Raw genomic sequence first — 17,668 nt, forward strand, 5'->3', positions numbered from 1 at the left:
AATCCTATAATCTTATAATCCTGGTCTGAAAGCTTGCAGCGAAATGCTAACTTTGTGCTTCCAAAACCCAATAACGTTTTGCGTATAGAACAGCGGATCAACGACATTAAAAGTTTCCTTTACAGTTATCATTTCAGCAACGGTTTACGTACTACCATCAGCGTGGTAGTGCCTTCGCTGATCTTTGCCTGGTTTGGGCAACTGGGCCTGGGTATAGCCATGTCCATGGGTGCGCTGTGTACGGCACTCAGCGATGTACCGGGTACGATCATCCATAAAAGGAACGGGCTTATTATCAGCTCCATCCTGATCTTGTTTACCGCGCTGGGCACAGGTTTTCTGATGCAATACCATCTCCCTATGGCCCTGTGGATACTGGGTTGTTGTTTCGTATTTGCGATGTTACTGGTATATGGAAACCGGGGCGGCAACATTGGAACGGCCTGTCTCCTGATCCTGGTGTCTATCCTGGGAGAGGGCCATCTCACACCGCAACAAACACTGCTGCATTCCTCCATGGTATTGCTTGGCAGCATCTGGTACGCTATGCTGGCCCTTTTACTATGGCAGATCCGGCCTTACCTCAATGTGCAACAGGCGCTGGGCGACTGTATCATTCAAACAGCCCGCTATCTGGAGCTACGGGCGAATTTTTACACACCCGGTGTAGATATAAATGAACAGTACAAAGCAGTGCTGGAACAACAGGTGATTGTAAATGAAAAACAGGAAAACGTACGGGAGCTGTTGCTGAAAAGACGTTCTGCGCAACAAGGTACTACCAGCATCAACAAAAGCATGGTGCTTATCTTCCTGGATATCGTAGATCTGCAGGAACAGATCATGGCAACTCAAACAGATTATTATTCCCTGCAACAGCATTTTAAAGATGATGGTATTCTCGAAAAATTCCATGCGCTGATCATTGAATTCACCGAAGAGCTGAAAACGATCGGGCTGGCAGTAGCGGCAGGTCAGCGGTCATTGCCCAAGGCCAACCTGAAACTGGGCATGGAAAAGATAAAGCAGGCGATTGCAGATATTACGTTACAATTCCCTACCCTCCGGGAAAGAACACGCACCATGCCGCTCACTAATATCTTACAGAACCTCCAGGATATGGCGCAGCGGATCTACAACCTGCACCGGCTTACCCGGCTGGAACGGCTGAAAGATGAAACCATAGATCCCAAGCTGGAACTATCAAAATTTACAACCCGTCAGAAATATGACCTGGAAACTTTCCGGGATAACCTTACTTTCAAATCACATATTTTCCGGCATGCTATCCGTGTGAGCCTGGCTACCGTAACGGGTTACGTATTGGGACTGGCCCTGAACCTGGACCGCGTATACTGGATTCTCCTCACCATTATCGTGATCCTGAAACCAGGCTTCGGCCTCACCAGGTCGCGCAGCATACAGCGTTTGATAGGCACCGTTACCGGCGCCCTCTTCGCTGCGGGGCTTTTATACCTTACACACAACGATACTATCATTTTCATCACGATGCTGATATGTATCCTGGGTGCCTATAGTTTTATGAGCTTCCGGTATACGCTGAGCGTATTTTTTGTTACGCCGTTTATCATCTTCCTGCTACATTTCCTGCATCCTGCCGATCTGTATAATGCTACGCAAAGGGTACTGGATACTTTCATCGGCGGGGGCCTGGCATTCTTTGCCAACATCCTGCTATGGCCTACCTGGGAACATAACTTCCTCCCGGATTACATGAAAAAGATGATAGATGCCAACCGGAAATACTTTGAGCTGATCATGCGTATCTATGCAAAGGAAACTGTGACAGTTACCGATTTTAAACTGGCACGTAAAGACACTTATGTAGCTACTGCCAATATGATGGCGGCTTTCCAGCGCATGCTGTCGGAACCTAAAAGCAAACAGAAAAACGCCTCAGGGGTGTATCACTTCGTGGTACTGAATCATACCCTCACCTCGCATATTGCTGCCCTGGCGGCTTATAGCATGCATCACGGTGTACAGTTCCCCAAACCGGAATACCAGGAGATCAGCAGTTACCTGCTGCACTACATTGATCAGCTGTCACTGATGGTTGATCCTGCTACCAAAGACCAGGCAAAACCGGAAGCACCAGTACGCGCTTTCGAAAACCTGGACGAATATCTCAACAACCTTGTACATCTAAGACAACAGGAAATCAATGAAGGTAAAGGTGCTACGCCTACACGTGACGAAATGCTGGAAACAAAACAGGTGCATGATCAGTTGCAGGCTATTTTGTCGCTGGTGAAAGACATGGGGAAAGCACTGAGTGCATAGACGGATTTATCTATGCACTCAGCGAATTATAAGATCATCCTTCAGATGGATACACGATCACAAACTGGTCTGTTACAGGTATCAGCGCATCCAGTACGCGGTCAAAGAATTGGGGACCTTCTTCTGCGTACCAGGGCATAAAGTTTTCTTTACGCTCCTGCAGGGAGCCAACGGGGAATAATTTATTTTTCACCTGCTTGATCTGATCTGTTTGCCAGGCAAATTTTTTCTTTTCTGCGCGCAGAAATTTATGTTCCAGTTTACCGATAGATTTCAGCGCCTTACTTCTTTCTGTACCTGCACTGGCTACCAGTGTTACATCTATGCTGCGGGCCTTTTCTTCCAGGATATCAAATAACTTTTCAATAGCCAGGTATTCATCTTTCAATACCAATGTGGCATTGGTATGTTTTTTCACATAGTCGTTTACGATAGCATCTGTACTTTGGAAAAGCTCTGTGGTCGTTATTCCCAGCTTATCCATCCTTTCCTTCGACCGCTCATCTACCAGTAGCAATGAATTGCGGAGTAATACCACCGGATAAGGCACTTTGAAATGTGCAAACAGGTTCCGCAGCTCCAGCCAGTAAGCGATTTCACCACCGCCGCCAATGAAGGCGATATTGGGCAAAACCGTTTCCTGGAACATGCCACGGAGGATCACATTAGGGCTGAACCTTTCAGGATGTGCTTCCAGTTCTTCCAGCAGCGAAGTGGCGGTGAATGTCAACGGGGTGTGTAAAACTTTCCACTCCGCACCTTCCTGCACAATGCGCTCGCGCAGGCCGTCCTGTAAATAAAAAAGATTTATTTCGCGGGGATTGGCCTGTACTTTATAGTGGGCGCTGATCTTCTCCAGGGTATCCTGTACGATGGCGTGCGATGACTGGTGAAACAGTTCATCCTTCATAACAGGGATGTATAAACGTTTCAGTACCGCACTATCCGGCAGCAATACTACCAGACCGAAACGGCCAAACAAGGCGTGCACGAGGTATAAGGTGGCTTCCTGGATGTTACGATGCTCCAGGTACGCCTTACGCAGCAGTTCCAGCAGTTCAGCAGCATGGGGTGCATAACCCAGGGAATCTTTCACCTGGTTGATCAGCAGCTCCAGTCCGGCGGGCTCCATACGTCCAACAGCGCCCTGCTGGCTGGTTTCCCAGGTAAGGGTTTTGCCATCCAGGTAAATGCTTCCCAGCTCTTCCAGGTCATTATCTTCACTGCCCATATAGTATACCGGTACAAAGTTGTGTTGCGGATACTGTTGTTTCAGTTCTGTGCAGAGTTTGATAGTTTGCAGGATCTTATAAGCGAAATATAGATAACCGGTGAAGATGTTGGGCTGATGTGCAGTGCATACCGTAAAGGTTTGCGGATGCAGGAGGCTGGAGATGTTGTCCTGTACTGCCTTTATAGGGTCCAGTGCTTTGTATTGCTCTTCCAGCGCCTGAACCAGGGCAGCCCTGGGGGTGTTGAAATCCTGCCGCGCCTTGATGGCAGCAGCAAAATCAGGATGTACGGGTGAATAGGTATAAAATGGTCGTATCTGCGGATGTTCTGCTAAAAAATCTGTTACCAGCTGATTGAAATAACCAGTCTTCCCATAAGGAATATACTCCAGCATATAGTGTTGCGAATTACAAATTACTAATAAGTTAACCGGTGCAGTGCCAATACATCGAAACTTTTGAATGTACGAAGGTAGAGAAGTATTTTGGGATTTTGAGATTTTGGAATTTACGGATTTTGAGATTTGGGATTCAATTTTGCAGGTCCTATATGATCCTATAAGGATCTTAGTACGAATTACATCCCGAAATCAAAAAATACGAAAATATGAAAATAGCTATCCTGGCACCAATAGCATGGCGTACACCACCTAAACATTACGGTCCATGGGAACAGATGGCGGCTAATCTGGCAGAAGGACTGGTAGCAAAAGGCGCAGACGTGACCCTCTTTGCCACCGCAGATTCGCTGACATCAGGCAAACTGCAGTCTATTTGCCAACAGGGCTATGAAGAAGACCGGCAGGCGGATGCAAAGGTAAATGAGTGTATGCATATCAGTTACCTGATGGAGCGGGCACAGGATTTTGACATTATCCACAATCATTTTGATTTTCTGCCGCTCACCTATTCACGACTCATCAAAACACCGGTGGTGACTACCATCCACGGCTTCTCATCTGAAAAAATCATCCCGGTATATCAACGTTTTAATGACATCGGGCATTATGTATCTATCAGTAATTCAGACCGCCACCCAACACTACAATATGAGGCCACCGTATATAATGGTATCAAAACATCCGATTTCCTTTTTGAGCCGGAAGCGGAAAACTACCTTTTGTACTATGGCCGTATTCATCCGGACAAAGGTACCCACGAAGCGGTGCAGATAGCCTTACATACCAAACGCCCCCTGATCATTGCCGGTATCATCCAGGATGAAGCCTATTTCAATGAAAAAGTGAAACCTTATATTGATGATGAGCAGATTATGTACATAGGCGCTGTAGGCGGGCCTGCGCGTAGTGAACTGTTAGGGAAAGCCAGCGCCCTGCTTCATCCTATCAATTTTAACGAACCTTTCGGACTCAGTGTGGCAGAGGCCATGCTCTGCGGAACGCCCGTCATCGCCTTTAACAGGGGCTCCATGCAGGAACTGATCCATGATCGCAAAACAGGGTTCCTTGTCAATAATATAAATGAAGCCGCCGCCAGTGTAGAAGACCTTCCTTTAATAAACAGATCTGCCTGCCATCAACACGCAAAAGAAAATTTTAGTGAAGCCAGGATGGTGGAAGGGTACATGGAGGTTTACAACAAACTATAACCCGATTAAAAGATTTAGGGATTTTTTGATTTACGAATTTAGGGATTTGAAACATCGAAGATATAAGCGTATATGGTTATCTCCTATGTATTTCAAATCCCTAAATTCGTAAATCAAAAAATCCCTAAATCTTTATATTCCGTCCGCCTTTATCTGTGTCAGCAGTTTCTCGAGGTTTACGGTTGCAAAGCCCGATGCGTAGTCAGACAGGCCATAAGGGATGATCAGTTCATCGTTATGGATCATGGAGCCGCAGGAATACAATACATTGGGTACATATCCTTCCCTTTCATCTTTATTGGGCATCAGTAGTGGTTCTTTCAAACGACCGATTTCCATACCGGGGTTTTCCAGGTCCAGCAGGCTGGCGCCGATGCAGTAAGTACGCATAGGGCCTACGCCGTGGGTGATAACCAGCCATCCTTCTGATGTTTCAATAGGTGAGCCGCAATTGCCTACCTGTACAAATTCCCATGGATATTTAGGGGTTTGCAGGATCTGCGGGTTCTCCCAAATGTTGATCTTATCGGAATACATGATATACCCGTTAATACCATCTATCCGGGAAATCATCACGTATTTGCCATTGATTTTGCGGGGAAACAGCGCCAGGTTCTTGTTCTGGGCGCCTTCTCCGTAGAGCGGCATGATCTTGAAGTTGTAGAAATCTTTTGTTTGCAGCAGTTTAGGCTGGATCGTAACCCCGTCGAAGGCGGTGTAGGTAGCGTAATAGCTGATACTTCCGTTTTCATGGGTATACTTTACGAAACGGGCGTCTTCAATTCCCCGGCTTTCTGCATCGGAGTAGGGAAAGATCACCCGGTCAGAGATATCCGTATCCAGTGAAAAGTTCAGTTCATAGTAAGAATCTGCCAGCCACAACAACCTTTCCAGGGCCTTTTTCAGGAGGTTATCTACCTGGTACCGCTGCTGCATTTCCCTGATCACCTTTTTCAGTGCCAGGTATTCAAACTCGTCGGAAAGACTGCTTTGCACCTCCTGCATCACTGAATCAGGCAGTTTTATGGAAACGGCATTCTGAAAAAAGGAGCTCTTCTTGTACATGGAATTACGGATCACTTCCGCTTCATCCACATAGTTACCGGGAGAGTCCAGGCTTATCTGGTTGTTCTTGTTGATCAGTCCACTCCGGAAAGCAATGGAAGAAATATGTCCTTCCCCTACTGCCCGGAAGCTCATGATCACACGCTTCTCTCCTTCTTCCAAACCGCTCTGGTCCACATCTTCAATCAATGACGGATTAAAGAAAGCGGCTGATTCAATAGAATACTCGTTGGTGAAATAAGAGCCGGTGAGCAATCTTCTTTTCAGTGGTAACTCATCATAATTAACCTGCACGGCGGCAAACAGGTGTTTAATTCTGTCGGCATGCTTTTCAAAGATGCGGGTAATATTCCTGTGACGCCTGGAGAACTCTCTTAGTATAGGCGTTATCGTTATATCCACCTCCGCATCACTCATAGCAGCAACGTGCTGGATAATAGATTTCGCCCTGGCTTCTCCGTTAAAAAAAAATCGCGCCACCACCCTTTTAAGATCGGGATAGATCTTGGTGGTTTTCCGCTCAATTGACAATCGCATGTTTATCGTTTTGTTAGATACTAAATCCGTCCTGTAAGATCACTCCTTTTTTAACAACAACGATGCCGTCTTTTACGGTATATTTTTCGTAGTCTCCGTCCGGAAGGTGTTTTCCGCCATTTATTTGTACGCCATTTCCAATGCTGCAGTTCTTATCGATAATAGCATTATTAATGACGCAGTCTTCTCCGATGCCCATAGGCGGGCGACCTTCTTCCTTGGCTTTATTCAGCTCATCGAGGGTTTGATAGTAATCACTCCCCATGATATAAGCGTTAGAAATCACCGTGCCCTGGCCGATACGCGTGCGGATACCCACCACGCATCTTTCCAGGCGGTTGGCCATTATAATACAACCATCGGCGATCATTGTTTTCTCCATGGTACCGGAAATTTTTGCCGGTGGCAGCATTCTGGCCCTGGTAAAGATCGTCTGGGATTTCTCAAAAAGGTTAAATAAAGGCAGGTCATCTGTCAGCCCGATATTCGCTTCAAAAAAGGATTCGATATTTCCGATATCTGTCCAATAGCCTTCGTACTGGTAGCTGAAGATCTTACTTTTAGCTTCAATGGCATACGGGATCAGCTGTTTACCGAAATCGGCGGCATCAGCCTGTTCCTTCAGCATTTCAAATAATACTTCCCTGGTAAAGATGTAGATGCCCATGCTGGCCAGGTAAATACGGCCTTCTGCTTTCATCTCCTCACTTACTTCCGATGCCCATGGCGGCAACAGCTCCTGGGAAGGCTTTTCTGTAAAAGAAACAATGGCTTCATTTTCATCGGTTTTCAGAATACCGAAATCAGACGCATCTTTTGCAGATACAGGGATGGTGGCGATAGAAATTTCCGCGCCGGTATTAATATGATGCTGGATCATCTTCTGAAAATCCATCTGGTACAATTGGTCACCAGACAGAATCAGCACATATTTAAATTCGAAATTATCCATGTGGTGCAGGCATTGTCGCACGGCATCTGCCGTACCCTGGTACCAGGTGGGGTTATCGGGTGTTTGCTCCGCCGCCAGGATATCTACAAACCCTTTATCAAAGTTGCTGAAATGATAAGTGTTCTTGATATGCTTGTTTAGCGAAGCGGAATTGAATTGAGTCAATACAAAAATGCGGTTCAAATCAGCATTCAGACAATTGGAGATGGGAATATCCACCAGCCTGTATTTACCGGCCAATGGCACTGCAGGTTTTGAGCGCCTGCGGGTAAGGGGATACAAACGGGTGCCAGCCCCACCTCCGAGAATAATGGATATTACATCGTTAGTCATAAAGCGGAAATTAGAGATTATAAATGAATTGACTGCCTATTTCAAACTGCTATATACGTCCAGATAATGCTGTGCCGAGCTACTCCAGGAGTGATCAATATGCATCCCTCTCAAACGTATTTCCCGGAGATGCTTCGCATCGTTGTATAATTCAATGGCTCTTTTTACAGAATAACAGGCATCCCATACACCCGCCTGGTTAAAGCGGATGCCAACACCGTCTTTATCACCAAAATCGATGACGGTATCTTTTAATCCGCCGGTACTGCGTACCATGGGGATGGTACCATAACGCAGGGCATACAACTGGTTCAGCCCACATGGCTCCACACGGGAGGGCATGAGCAGAAAGTCGCTGCCGGCATAGATCTGATGGGATAATGCTTCGTTATATCCGATGTGCACGTTGAATCCATAACTTACTTCTTCCCTTGTTTGCTGTAAAGACCACTCCACATGCGGATCGCCGCTTCCCAGTACCAGGAAATTAACTTCGCCGGGAAGTTCATGCAGGGAACGGTCAATGATTTCCGGCAAAAGGTCTGCGCCCTTCTCACCTACCAGCCTGCCTATAAAGGAGATCAGGGGTAAAGCGGTATCCAGGCCGAAACGCTCGCAGAGCGCCTGTTTGTTTTCCTCTTTACCTTTTTCCAGCGTGTCTTCATTATAATTAAGGGTGAGCATAGGGTCGGTGGCCGGATCCCATACGAGCGTGTCTATCCCGTTGAGAATGCCTACCGTCTTCTGGCGCTCCTGGCTGATCAGACTTTCCAGGCCATTTGCCGCGCTGTACAATTCTTCGAGATAACCCGGAGAAACAGTTGTGACACGCCAGGCGCATTTGATAGCCGCAGCCAGCGGGTTAATAGCCCCGCGCCAGTCCAGCAAACCGGATTTCCACAGGTCGAAAGACGGGATCAGGTATAGTTTATCCCAGCCAAACTGGCCCTGGTATTGTGCATTATGAATAGTGAGTACCGAAGGTACTTCTTTCAGCCGGGGATATTTATAGCCGTAACTCATCAGGAACGGAATCAGGCCCGTATGATGGTCATGACAATGGATCACATCAGGCTGGTGCTGCCATTCGTTGACCCAGTCCAGTACAGCAATCTGAAAAGCAAGGAAACGTTCTGTATCATTGGGGTAGCCATATACGCCGGGCGTATCCAGCAAACCGGGAATATCTACCAGGTACAGGTCGAAGCCCAGTTCATTACTGCGCTCCTTCAACACATTGAAATGATACCAATCATGTCCCAGCCACATGCCAGCCTGATGTACTACATCAAATTCATGGGTATCATAATATTTTGTTCTGTAAGCAGGAACCACCACTTTGGCGATACTACCCAGCTGATGCTGGTATTTGGGCAATGCTCCGACAACATCTCCTAGTCCACCTACTTTTGCTACCGGATAACATTCCGCGCTGATGTGTAATATCTCCATGCTAAATAATTGATATGCCATCTTAAGTTACCTTGGAAAAATAACAAAACAAAGGGTTTAACAAGATTTTATTTTAGCTGATGACATAAAGCATTTAACCTTTTGCATTTCTTATATTTGTTTACAGGTTGTCATCTGATTTTACAGCTGCTACACAACAGCAGCTACTAAAACCTTCTCTTATGGATTTTGGCCGCGTAACTCCCGCAGAACTGGAGGAGATAGATTTTAAGCTACCTCCTGAACCTTTGTTTAACAAGAAAGTATTGAAAGGGAAACCGGTAAAAAAACCGGTAGCCTACCTGGGCTGCGCCAAATGGGGCCGCAAGGAATGGATTGGCAAGATCTATCCCAAAGGCATTAAGGAAGCGGATTTCCTGGCGGAATATGTGCATCATTTTAATAGTATAGAGCTGAATGCTACCCATTACCGGATCTACGGACCGGATACTATTTCAAAATGGGATAGCCACGCCAGCGGGATGGATTTTAAATTTTGTCCCAAAGTACCACAGTCTATCAGTCATTTCAGTAACCTGATCAGTGCGGGTCCGCAAACGACTGCTTTCCTGGATGGTGTGCTGGCATTCGGGGACCACCTCGGTCCTATCTTCTTACAACTGAGTGATAGATATGGGCCGGCAAAAAGGGAAAACCTGTATGCATACCTGGCGTCGCTGCCGGTTGATTTGCAGTTTTTCCTCGAAGTACGCCATCCGCAATGGTATGAAGACGAGGCTATACGGCTGGAACTTTTTGAAAAACTGCGCAGCCTGGGTATAGGCGCCATTATTACCGATACCGCCGGCAGAAGGGATTGCGCGCATATGCACCTCACCATCTCTAAAATATTCATCCGTTTTGTAGGAAACAGTTTACACCCGTCTGACTATACCCGTATCGATGACTGGGCCAACCGCATCCGGTATTGGCTGGATAACGGGTTAAAAGAGGTGTATTTTTTTATGCATATGCACGACGAAGCCTTGTCGCCCGACCTGGCAGCCTACCTCATAGACAAGCTGGACGCGGTTTGTGGGCTACAGGTAAAAAAGCCTCAATTTGTAAAGGATTCGTGATTTTTTTGACGAATACATTACAAGGGATGAAAAAGCCGGACTGATGTATTAATTTTGCGTTCTCAAACAGGAATATTATCATGCGCGACAAGCTAGAGCAATTGGCCAAGGAACTGGAAGGCACGCTTTATACAGACGATACCATGCGGACACTTTATGCCACCGATGCGTCGGCATACCGGGAGATGCCCCTGGCAGTAGCTATTCCTGAACATATTGCTGACCTTAAAACACTGATCCGTTTTGCACGCGCCAACAAAACCTCCCTGATCCCCCGTACAGCAGGCACTTCGCTGGCCGGACAGGTAGTTGGCAACGGTATCATCACAGATGTATCCCGCACCTTTACCAAAATACTGGAATTAAATACGGAAGAAAACTGGGTACGTGTACAGCCGGGCGTGATCCGCGATGAGCTGAACCTGTTCCTGAAACCATATGGCTTTTATTTCGGCCCGGAAACATCTACCGCCAACCGCGCCATGATAGGCGGTATGGTGGGTAACAACTCCTGCGGCTCCAACAGCGTGGTATATGGCAGCACCCGCGAACACCTGATGGAAGTGAAAGCCATCCTCAGCAATGGCGAAGAAGTAACGTTCAACACACTGGATGCAGAAGCCTTTCACCGTAAATGCGAAGGACCGGATACCCTGGAAACACGCATCTACAAACAAATCCGCACCACCCTGAGCAATCATAGCAACCAGGATGAGATCCGCCGGGAATTTCCAAAAAAGAGCATTCCCCGCCGCAATACCGGCTACGCCGTAGATATGCTGCTGGATACCGCCCCCTTCACTGCCGGTATGGAAGACTTTAACTTCTGTAAGCTGATAGCAGGTTCGGAAGGAACCCTGGCATTTTTAACAGAGATCAAATTACATATCAGCCCGCTGCCACCAAAGGAAGTAGGATTGCTGTGTATCCATTTCAATAGTATCGATGAATCACTGCGGGCCAATATACTGGCCATGGGATTCAAGCCCAGCGCAAGTGAGCTGATGGACCACTTTATCCTGGAATGTACCAAGGATAATATTGAGCAAAGCAAAAACCGTTTTTTTGTACAGGGAGATCCCGGCGCCATTCTCGTGATAGAGTTTTGCCGCAATACCCGGGAAGAGATCGTGGAAATAGCCGGACGCCTGGAAGCCACGCTGCGCGCGGCAGGGCTGGGATACCATTTCCCCCTCCTCTTTGGCAACGACAGCAAAAAGATCTGGGCATTGCGCAAAGCCGGTCTGGGCCTGCTCAGCAACCTGCCCGGCGATGAAAAGGCCGTTCCCGTTATTGAAGATACCGCCGTAGCCGTGGAAGACCTCCCTGCTTTTATCCGCGACTTCAACGACATCCTGCATAAATACAACCTCCACGCCGTTCACTATGCGCACGCAGGCAGTGGTGAAATACACCTGCGCCCTATCATCAACCTGAAAACGGAAGAAGGTAACCAGCTGTTCAGAACCATTGCAGAAGAGATTGCCACACTGGTGAAAAAATACCACGGCTCCCTGAGTGGAGAACATGGTGATGGCCGCTTACGCGGCGAATTCATCAAACAGATGATCGGCGAAAAAAACTATGAACTGCTGCGGCACATCAAATATACCTGGGACCCTGAGAATATTTTCAACCCCAACAAGATCGTGGATACGCCTTCCATGAACAGCATGCTGCGGTATGAACCCGGACAAAAAACACCGGAATTCAAAACCATTTTTCATTTCCCGGAACAAACCATTCTGCAACATGCAGAACAGTGCAACGGCTCCGGCGACTGCCGTAAAACGCAGCTCAGCGGCGGTACCATGTGCCCCAGCTACATGGCTACCCGCAATGAAAAAGATACCACCCGCGCACGCGCCAACATCCTGCGCGAGTTCCTGACGCATTCCAATAAAGAGAACCGTTTCGACCATAAAGAAATTTACGAGGTGCTGGACCTCTGTCTCGCCTGCAAGGGATGTAAGTCGGAATGCCCTTCCAACGTGGATATGGCCAAACTGAAGATGGAATTCCTCCAGCATTATTATGATGCCAATGGTGTTCCCTTCCGGTCTACACTGATTGGCAACTACTCCAAACTTTCAGCCCTGGCAGCTATTGCACCCGACATTTATAATGTACTGATCAACAATAAACTCACAGGCGGTATCATCCGCAAAATATCCGGCTTTGCGCCGAAACGCTCCCTGCCCGGCATGTACAGCACTACCTTACGCAGGTGGTTCAACAACAAATGGCCGCAGGAAAAGAAAGCAGCAACCGGTAACAAACCTGTGTATCTTTTTTGTGATGAGTTTACCAACTACAACGATACCACTATCGGTATCAAAGCGGTACAACTCCTGCACAGACTGGGTTATGAGGTGAAGATGGTAGAACACCCTGAAAGCGCCCGCGCTTATATGTCCAAAGGACTATTGCGCAAAGCACGCGGCATTGCAGAAAAGAATGTTCGTATATTCAGTAGCGTTATTAATGAAAATGTTCCGTTACTGGGCGTGGAACCTTCCAGCATACTCAGTTTCCGCGATGAATACCCCGATCTTGTAAGCGAAGGGTTACGCGCAGATGCAAAGGCGCTCGCCAAAAATGTGTTCCTGATAGATGAATTTATTGCGCAGGAAGCAGAGAAAGGCAACATCACTGCCGCACATTTTACAACAGACAAACAACATATCAAACTGCACGGGCATTGCCAGCAGAAAGCATTATCATCTGCCTTATTCAGCAAACAAATGCTGTCTTTACCACAAAATTATACGGTAGAAGTAATTCCTTCCGGCTGCTGTGGAATGGCTGGTTCATTTGGATACGAGAAAGAACACTATGACCTGAGCATGCAAATCGGTGAACTGGTACTCTTCCCTGCCGTGCGCAATGCTGCCACTGGTACTATCATAGCCGCGCCCGGAACCAGCTGCCGCCACCAGGTAAAAGATGGCACCGGCGTAAAGGCACTGCATCCGGTGGAAATACTATATAATAGCCTGATCTAAATATTTACGGATTTACGAATTTTTTGATTTTGAGATTTGGCGGATGGAATAAATATTTACGGAATTTTAAATTTCGGAATTTTTTGATTTTGAAATTTATTCCATCCGCCAAATCTCAAAATCAAAAAATTCGTAAATCCGTAAATTCAAACCTGCCCTAGATAGACCCTTGTTTCATAATGGAATTTTATCATTCCTTGTTCCTGGTATTTTCCAAACAGATCTTCCAAAGCTTTTATCATGGGGATGTAGGAGGGGTGGTCTTTTTCGGGTATGTAGGAAGAAGAAAGCATTCTTCCTTTCAGCGCAGGAAAATCAAAGTTTTGTGCATTCTGAAAAGATGCTTCGCGAAAGGTGCCGGGTGTAAAAAATGAGGATAACGTTGACGCGCCTACGTTTCTATGCTGCATATCTTTATAATCGTTGCCATATTGATGCAGGAGTTTTTCATATTCCTTTTCAAATGCCAGTTCCGACCGCCTTACATTCCACATCAGTACTACATATGCATCTTTACGGGCAATGCGGTGAAATTCGGTGCGGGCAGCTTCCTGGTCGAACCAGTGGAAGGCGGTGCCGGCTACTATCAGGTCTATAGAAGCATCCGGCAAAGTGGTACGTTCAGCCGTGCCTGTTATAGCGGTGAAGTTGTGGTATCGCTGTAGTAATTTTTCGGACATCTCCCGCATTTCCAGGTTGGGTTCTACTGCGAATACTTTATTACCGTTGTCGAGAAACGGCTGTGCAGAGATGCCGGTACCGGCACCGATATCTGCCACAACTGACTGGCGCGACAAGCCTGCTTCCTTCGCCAGGTAAGGGATAACGGCCGCCGGATAATGCGGCCGATATTTTACATAGTTATCTACGCGTGTGCTGAAGCGTTCTGTATTTTTCATAGCTAATGAAGATAGACTATTCTCCTAAACCGTGTGGCTTCTTCTCTTCATTACCATGTGCTTCCAGGTCAGCCAGTTTCTTTTTACCATAGGCTATTTTTGTAATCAGGACATATAACACCGGTACGGTGAAAATGCCCAGCAGCGTAGCAGCCAGCATACCGCCCACTACGGTAAAGCCTATATTAAGACGCGATGCTGCCCCGGCGCCTTTTGCCAGGCACAAGGGAACTACCCCGAGGATAAAGGCAAAAGAAGTCATGAGAATAGGCCGTAAACGCAGCTTCACCGCTTCCAGTGTTGCTTCCAGTAATGGCATCCCTCTATCTACACGTTCCTTACAAAATTCCACAATCAGGATGGCATTTTTAGCGGCCAGACCAATCAGTGTAATAAGACCTATTTGAGAATACACACTATTCGTCTGCTTGGTCAGCGTGAGCGCGAGGATAGAACCAAACAAGGCAACAGGCACCGCCAGCAGTACTGAAAATGGTATAGACCAGCTTTCGTATAATGCGGTCAGCAACAGGAATACAAACAGGATCGACAAACTGAAAATCAACAGACTGCTGTTACCTGCCTGAATTTCCTGCAAGGAAACGTTGGCCCACTCATAACCGAAATTGTCGGGCAGTGTCTGCGCAGCTACTTCTTTCAATGCATTGATAGCATCTCCACTACTGTAGCCTGCCCTGCTATCGCCATCAATTTCCACGGAACGATAGAGGTTAAAGTGATTGATCACCGGTGCACCGGCCCCTTTCGAAGTGGTAATAAGTGCGCTGAGCGGCACCATACTTCCGGTATTATTCCGCACATAGTAAGTATTCAGGTTATTGATACTGGTACGGTACAGCGAATCTGCCTGTAATACCACGCGGAAACTGCGGCTGAATTTGGTGAAATCATTTACATACAGGCCACCCAGGAAAGTTTGCAGCGCACCAAACACATCGCTGACGGCTACACCCAGCTGCTTACATTTATCACGGTCTACTTCCACATTGAACTGCGGGGTATTGGCACTAAAAAAAGCATATGCCCGCGCTATCTCCGGCCGCTGATTGGCAGCAGCGAGGAATTGTCCCATTACCTTCACAAATTCTTTTACATCAGGATTGCTTTTCTGTTCCATAATGAAAGAAAAACCACCGGAAGTGCCCAACCCACGGAGGGTAGGCGCCGGAATACAAATAATAGTTGCGCCGATAATATGGCTCGCAGCCCCCTGGATACGGCCCAGCACCGTATTAATATCGTCTCCAACAGCATACCGTGTATCCCAGGGTTTCAGGCTCACGAAAAAAGTACCCGAGTTGGGTTTCGTGGCGTTGGCCACGAAGTTGATACCTGTAATCCCAAAAAAGTGACTGACAGCACTATCCTTCAGCAGGATATTACTCACCTCCTTTACTACTTCCTTCGTTCTTTGAGAAGAAGAGGCCTCCGGCAGCTCCAGTGCAATGAACATGGCGCCCATATCTTCCTGCGGAACAAAAGTGGTAGGTGTTTTTATAAAGAGGAAAAAGGTGATAGCCAACAAGATCAGCAGCCCTATAATGATCACCGGGGTTCGGCGAATACATAACATTACGGCCTTTCCGTAGCGGTTGGTCACCCTCTCAAACCATTCATTGAATTTAAAAAAGAACTTATTGATGCCATGGGATTTTTTGGTCAGGTGCGCCGGCCTCAGCAAAACGGCTGTCAGCGCAGGTGTAAATGTAAGCGCCAGGAAAGCCGATATTAATACTGAGAAGGCGATAGTCAGTGCAAATTGCTGATACAGTCTTCCGCTCACACCCGGTATAAATGCCACCGGTACAAACACTGCCGCCAGGATCAAGGCAATGGCAATAACAGGTGCCTGTACTTCCGACATAGCCTTGTAAGTGGCCTCTCGCGGAGACATGAGGTCCGCATCAATATGATGCTGGACGGCCTCCACCACCACAATGGCATCATCCACCACAATACCGATAGCAAGTACAAAACCAAAGAGGGTCAGGGTATTAATAGAGAATCCAAGCAGCTCAAAGAAGATCAGCGTACCAATCAATGATATAGGGATAACAAGGATCGGGATCAGCGTTGCGCGCCAGTTTTGCAGGAAAATAAATACAACGAACACTACCAGCGCCATTGCTTCCAGGAAAGTATGAATAACTTCGTTGATGGAAATTTTTACGAAAGAGGTAGTTTCAAAAGGTACCAGCCATTTTACATCATCAGGAAAAGATTTGGATAGTTCTTCCATCTTTTTCATCACATTATCATTCACATCGAGGGCATTGGCGCCGGGAGCCAGGTAAATAGCCATCCCGCTACCGGTTTTACCATCAGCCTTGGCATCAATAGCATATGTAAAGGAGCCCAGGGTAATACGCGCCACATCCCTGAGGCGCACCAGTCCGCCATTCTTACTAACGGCTACCACTATATTGCCAAATTCCTCCGAGGTGGCCAGGCGGCCTTTCACACTCACCGTATATTCAAAAGCCTGGTGATGGGACATTGGCGCCGCGCCAATACTACCCGCAGGCACCTGCTGGTTCTGCTCTGAAATGGCCTGGGCTATATCGCCGGCTGTCAATCCGAGTGCAGCCATCTTATCGGGATTCAGCCAGATACGCATGCTGTAATCCTGCGAAAAAGCGTTCACATCTCCTACTCCGCTCAAACGGGCCAATTCTGGTTTGAGATAGATATTAATGTAGTTGTCCAGGAATTCACGGCTATGCTTTTCGTGGGGAGAGTTGAGTGCAATCACCATCAACATATCATTAGACCGCTTCTTAACGGTTACCCCTACACGCCGTACTTCATCGGGTGTGCTGGGCAGCGCCAGGCTTACACGGTTTTGTACATCCAGGGTAGCAATATCCGGATCGGTTCCCAGGTTAAAGGTAACGGTGATGCTCATAGAGCCATCATTGGCACTTACAGACTGTATGTACATGGCGCCGGGCGTACCATTTACCTGGTTTTCTATCGGCGTTGTTACCGTTTCTTCTACCGTGGTGGAGTTGGCCCCTACGTAACTGGCTCTGACATCTGTAACGGGTGGGGCTATATCGGGTAACTGCGCAATGGGCAGGTTAAACATACATATCAGCCCTACAATCACAATAATGATAGCAATTACGATCGTAGTATTCTTGCGCTCTATAAATGTTTTCGAGATCATACTGTGATGGC

The 17,668-nt window shown here is 47.2% G+C and carries 10 protein-coding genes; 4 read left to right on the forward strand and 6 right to left on the reverse strand.

What is annotated here, in order from left to right; all coding sequences use genetic code 11:
- Positions 1 to 78: 78 nt before the first annotated feature.
- Positions 79 to 2,304 (forward strand): FUSC family membrane protein, encoded by a 2,226-nt coding sequence (locus ABQ275_RS14470; protein WP_349313853.1) that lies wholly within the window; start codon positions 79 to 81, stop codon positions 2,302 to 2,304.
- A gap of 34 nt (positions 2,305 to 2,338) precedes the next feature.
- On the opposite strand, the gene bshC is transcribed toward ABQ275_RS14470, so the two are convergent.
- A complete protein-coding gene (gene bshC / locus ABQ275_RS14475) occupies positions 2,339 to 3,931 on the reverse strand; it encodes a bacillithiol biosynthesis cysteine-adding enzyme BshC (RefSeq protein WP_349313854.1) in 1,593 nt (530 codons plus the stop codon).
- 212 nt (positions 3,932 to 4,143) lie between these two features.
- Here bshC and ABQ275_RS14480 point away from each other — a divergent pair, with 212 nt between their 5' ends.
- Positions 4,144 to 5,145, forward strand: a complete 1,002-nt coding sequence (locus ABQ275_RS14480) for a glycosyltransferase family 4 protein (RefSeq protein ID WP_349313855.1) — start codon at positions 4,144 to 4,146, stop codon at positions 5,143 to 5,145.
- A 132-nt stretch (positions 5,146 to 5,277) separates the two neighbouring features.
- On the opposite strand, the gene ABQ275_RS14485 is transcribed toward ABQ275_RS14480, so the two are convergent.
- The 3 genes from ABQ275_RS14485 to ABQ275_RS14495 are packed head-to-tail and all read right to left on the reverse strand — an operon-like array spanning position 5,278 to position 9,484.
- A complete protein-coding gene (locus tag ABQ275_RS14485; RefSeq protein ID WP_349313856.1) occupies positions 5,278 to 6,747 on the reverse strand; it encodes a glycoside hydrolase family 130 protein in 1,470 nt (489 codons plus the stop codon).
- 13 nt (positions 6,748 to 6,760) lie between these two features.
- Complete coding sequence (locus tag ABQ275_RS14490; RefSeq protein ID WP_349313857.1) at positions 6,761 to 8,032, reverse strand: glucose-1-phosphate adenylyltransferase; 1,272 nt, start codon at positions 8,030 to 8,032, stop codon at positions 6,761 to 6,763.
- Positions 8,033 to 8,068: 36 nt separating this feature from the next.
- On the reverse strand, positions 8,069 to 9,484 hold the full coding sequence (locus tag ABQ275_RS14495) for a glycogen synthase (RefSeq protein WP_349313858.1): 1,416 nt from the start codon (positions 9,482 to 9,484) through the stop codon (positions 8,069 to 8,071).
- 182 nt (positions 9,485 to 9,666) lie between these two features.
- On the opposite strand from ABQ275_RS14495, the gene ABQ275_RS14500 reads away from it, so the two are divergent.
- Together ABQ275_RS14500 and ABQ275_RS14505 are read left to right on the forward strand one after the other, a co-directional pair.
- Positions 9,667 to 10,563: a DUF72 domain-containing protein gene (locus ABQ275_RS14500; RefSeq protein ID WP_349313859.1), complete on the forward strand. Its 897-nt coding sequence runs from the start codon at positions 9,667 to 9,669 to the stop codon at positions 10,561 to 10,563.
- An 80-nt stretch (positions 10,564 to 10,643) separates the two neighbouring features.
- Entirely contained in the window at positions 10,644 to 13,568 is a 2,925-nt protein-coding gene (locus ABQ275_RS14505) for an FAD-linked oxidase C-terminal domain-containing protein (protein WP_349313860.1), read from the forward strand.
- A gap of 146 nt (positions 13,569 to 13,714) precedes the next feature.
- Here ABQ275_RS14505 and ABQ275_RS14510 read toward each other — a convergent pair whose 3' ends face one another.
- Both ABQ275_RS14510 and ABQ275_RS14515 read right to left on the reverse strand, forming a co-directional pair.
- Positions 13,715 to 14,467, reverse strand: a complete 753-nt coding sequence (locus tag ABQ275_RS14510) for a class I SAM-dependent methyltransferase (RefSeq protein WP_349313861.1) — start codon at positions 14,465 to 14,467, stop codon at positions 13,715 to 13,717.
- Positions 14,468 to 14,483: 16 nt separating this feature from the next.
- Positions 14,484 to 17,657, reverse strand: a complete 3,174-nt coding sequence (locus tag ABQ275_RS14515) for a multidrug efflux RND transporter permease subunit (RefSeq protein WP_349313862.1) — start codon at positions 17,655 to 17,657, stop codon at positions 14,484 to 14,486.
- Positions 17,658 to 17,668 lie beyond the last annotated feature (11 nt).

It is taken from the genome of Chitinophaga sp. MM2321, assembly GCF_964033635.1.
Classification (GTDB): domain Bacteria; phylum Bacteroidota; class Bacteroidia; order Chitinophagales; family Chitinophagaceae; genus Chitinophaga.

Coding starts and splice junctions, on each gene's coding strand:
- bshC (WP_349313854.1), bottom strand. CDS start 3,931: ATGCTGGAGTATATTCCTTATGGGAAGACTGGTTATTTCAATCAGCTG.
- ABQ275_RS14480 (WP_349313855.1), top strand. CDS start 4,144: ATGAAAATAGCTATCCTGGCACCAATAGCATGGCGTACACCACCTAAA.
- ABQ275_RS14485 (WP_349313856.1), bottom strand. CDS start 6,747: ATGCGATTGTCAATTGAGCGGAAAACCACCAAGATCTATCCCGATCTT.
- ABQ275_RS14490 (WP_349313857.1), bottom strand. CDS start 8,032: ATGACTAACGATGTAATATCCATTATTCTCGGAGGTGGGGCTGGCACC.
- ABQ275_RS14495 (WP_349313858.1), bottom strand. CDS start 9,484: ATGGAGATATTACACATCAGCGCGGAATGTTATCCGGTAGCAAAAGTA.
- ABQ275_RS14500 (WP_349313859.1), top strand. CDS start 9,667: ATGGATTTTGGCCGCGTAACTCCCGCAGAACTGGAGGAGATAGATTTT.
- ABQ275_RS14505 (WP_349313860.1), top strand. CDS start 10,644: ATGCGCGACAAGCTAGAGCAATTGGCCAAGGAACTGGAAGGCACGCTT.
- ABQ275_RS14510 (WP_349313861.1), bottom strand. CDS start 14,467: ATGAAAAATACAGAACGCTTCAGCACACGCGTAGATAACTATGTAAAA.
- ABQ275_RS14515 (WP_349313862.1), bottom strand. CDS start 17,657: ATGATCTCGAAAACATTTATAGAGCGCAAGAATACTACGATCGTAATT.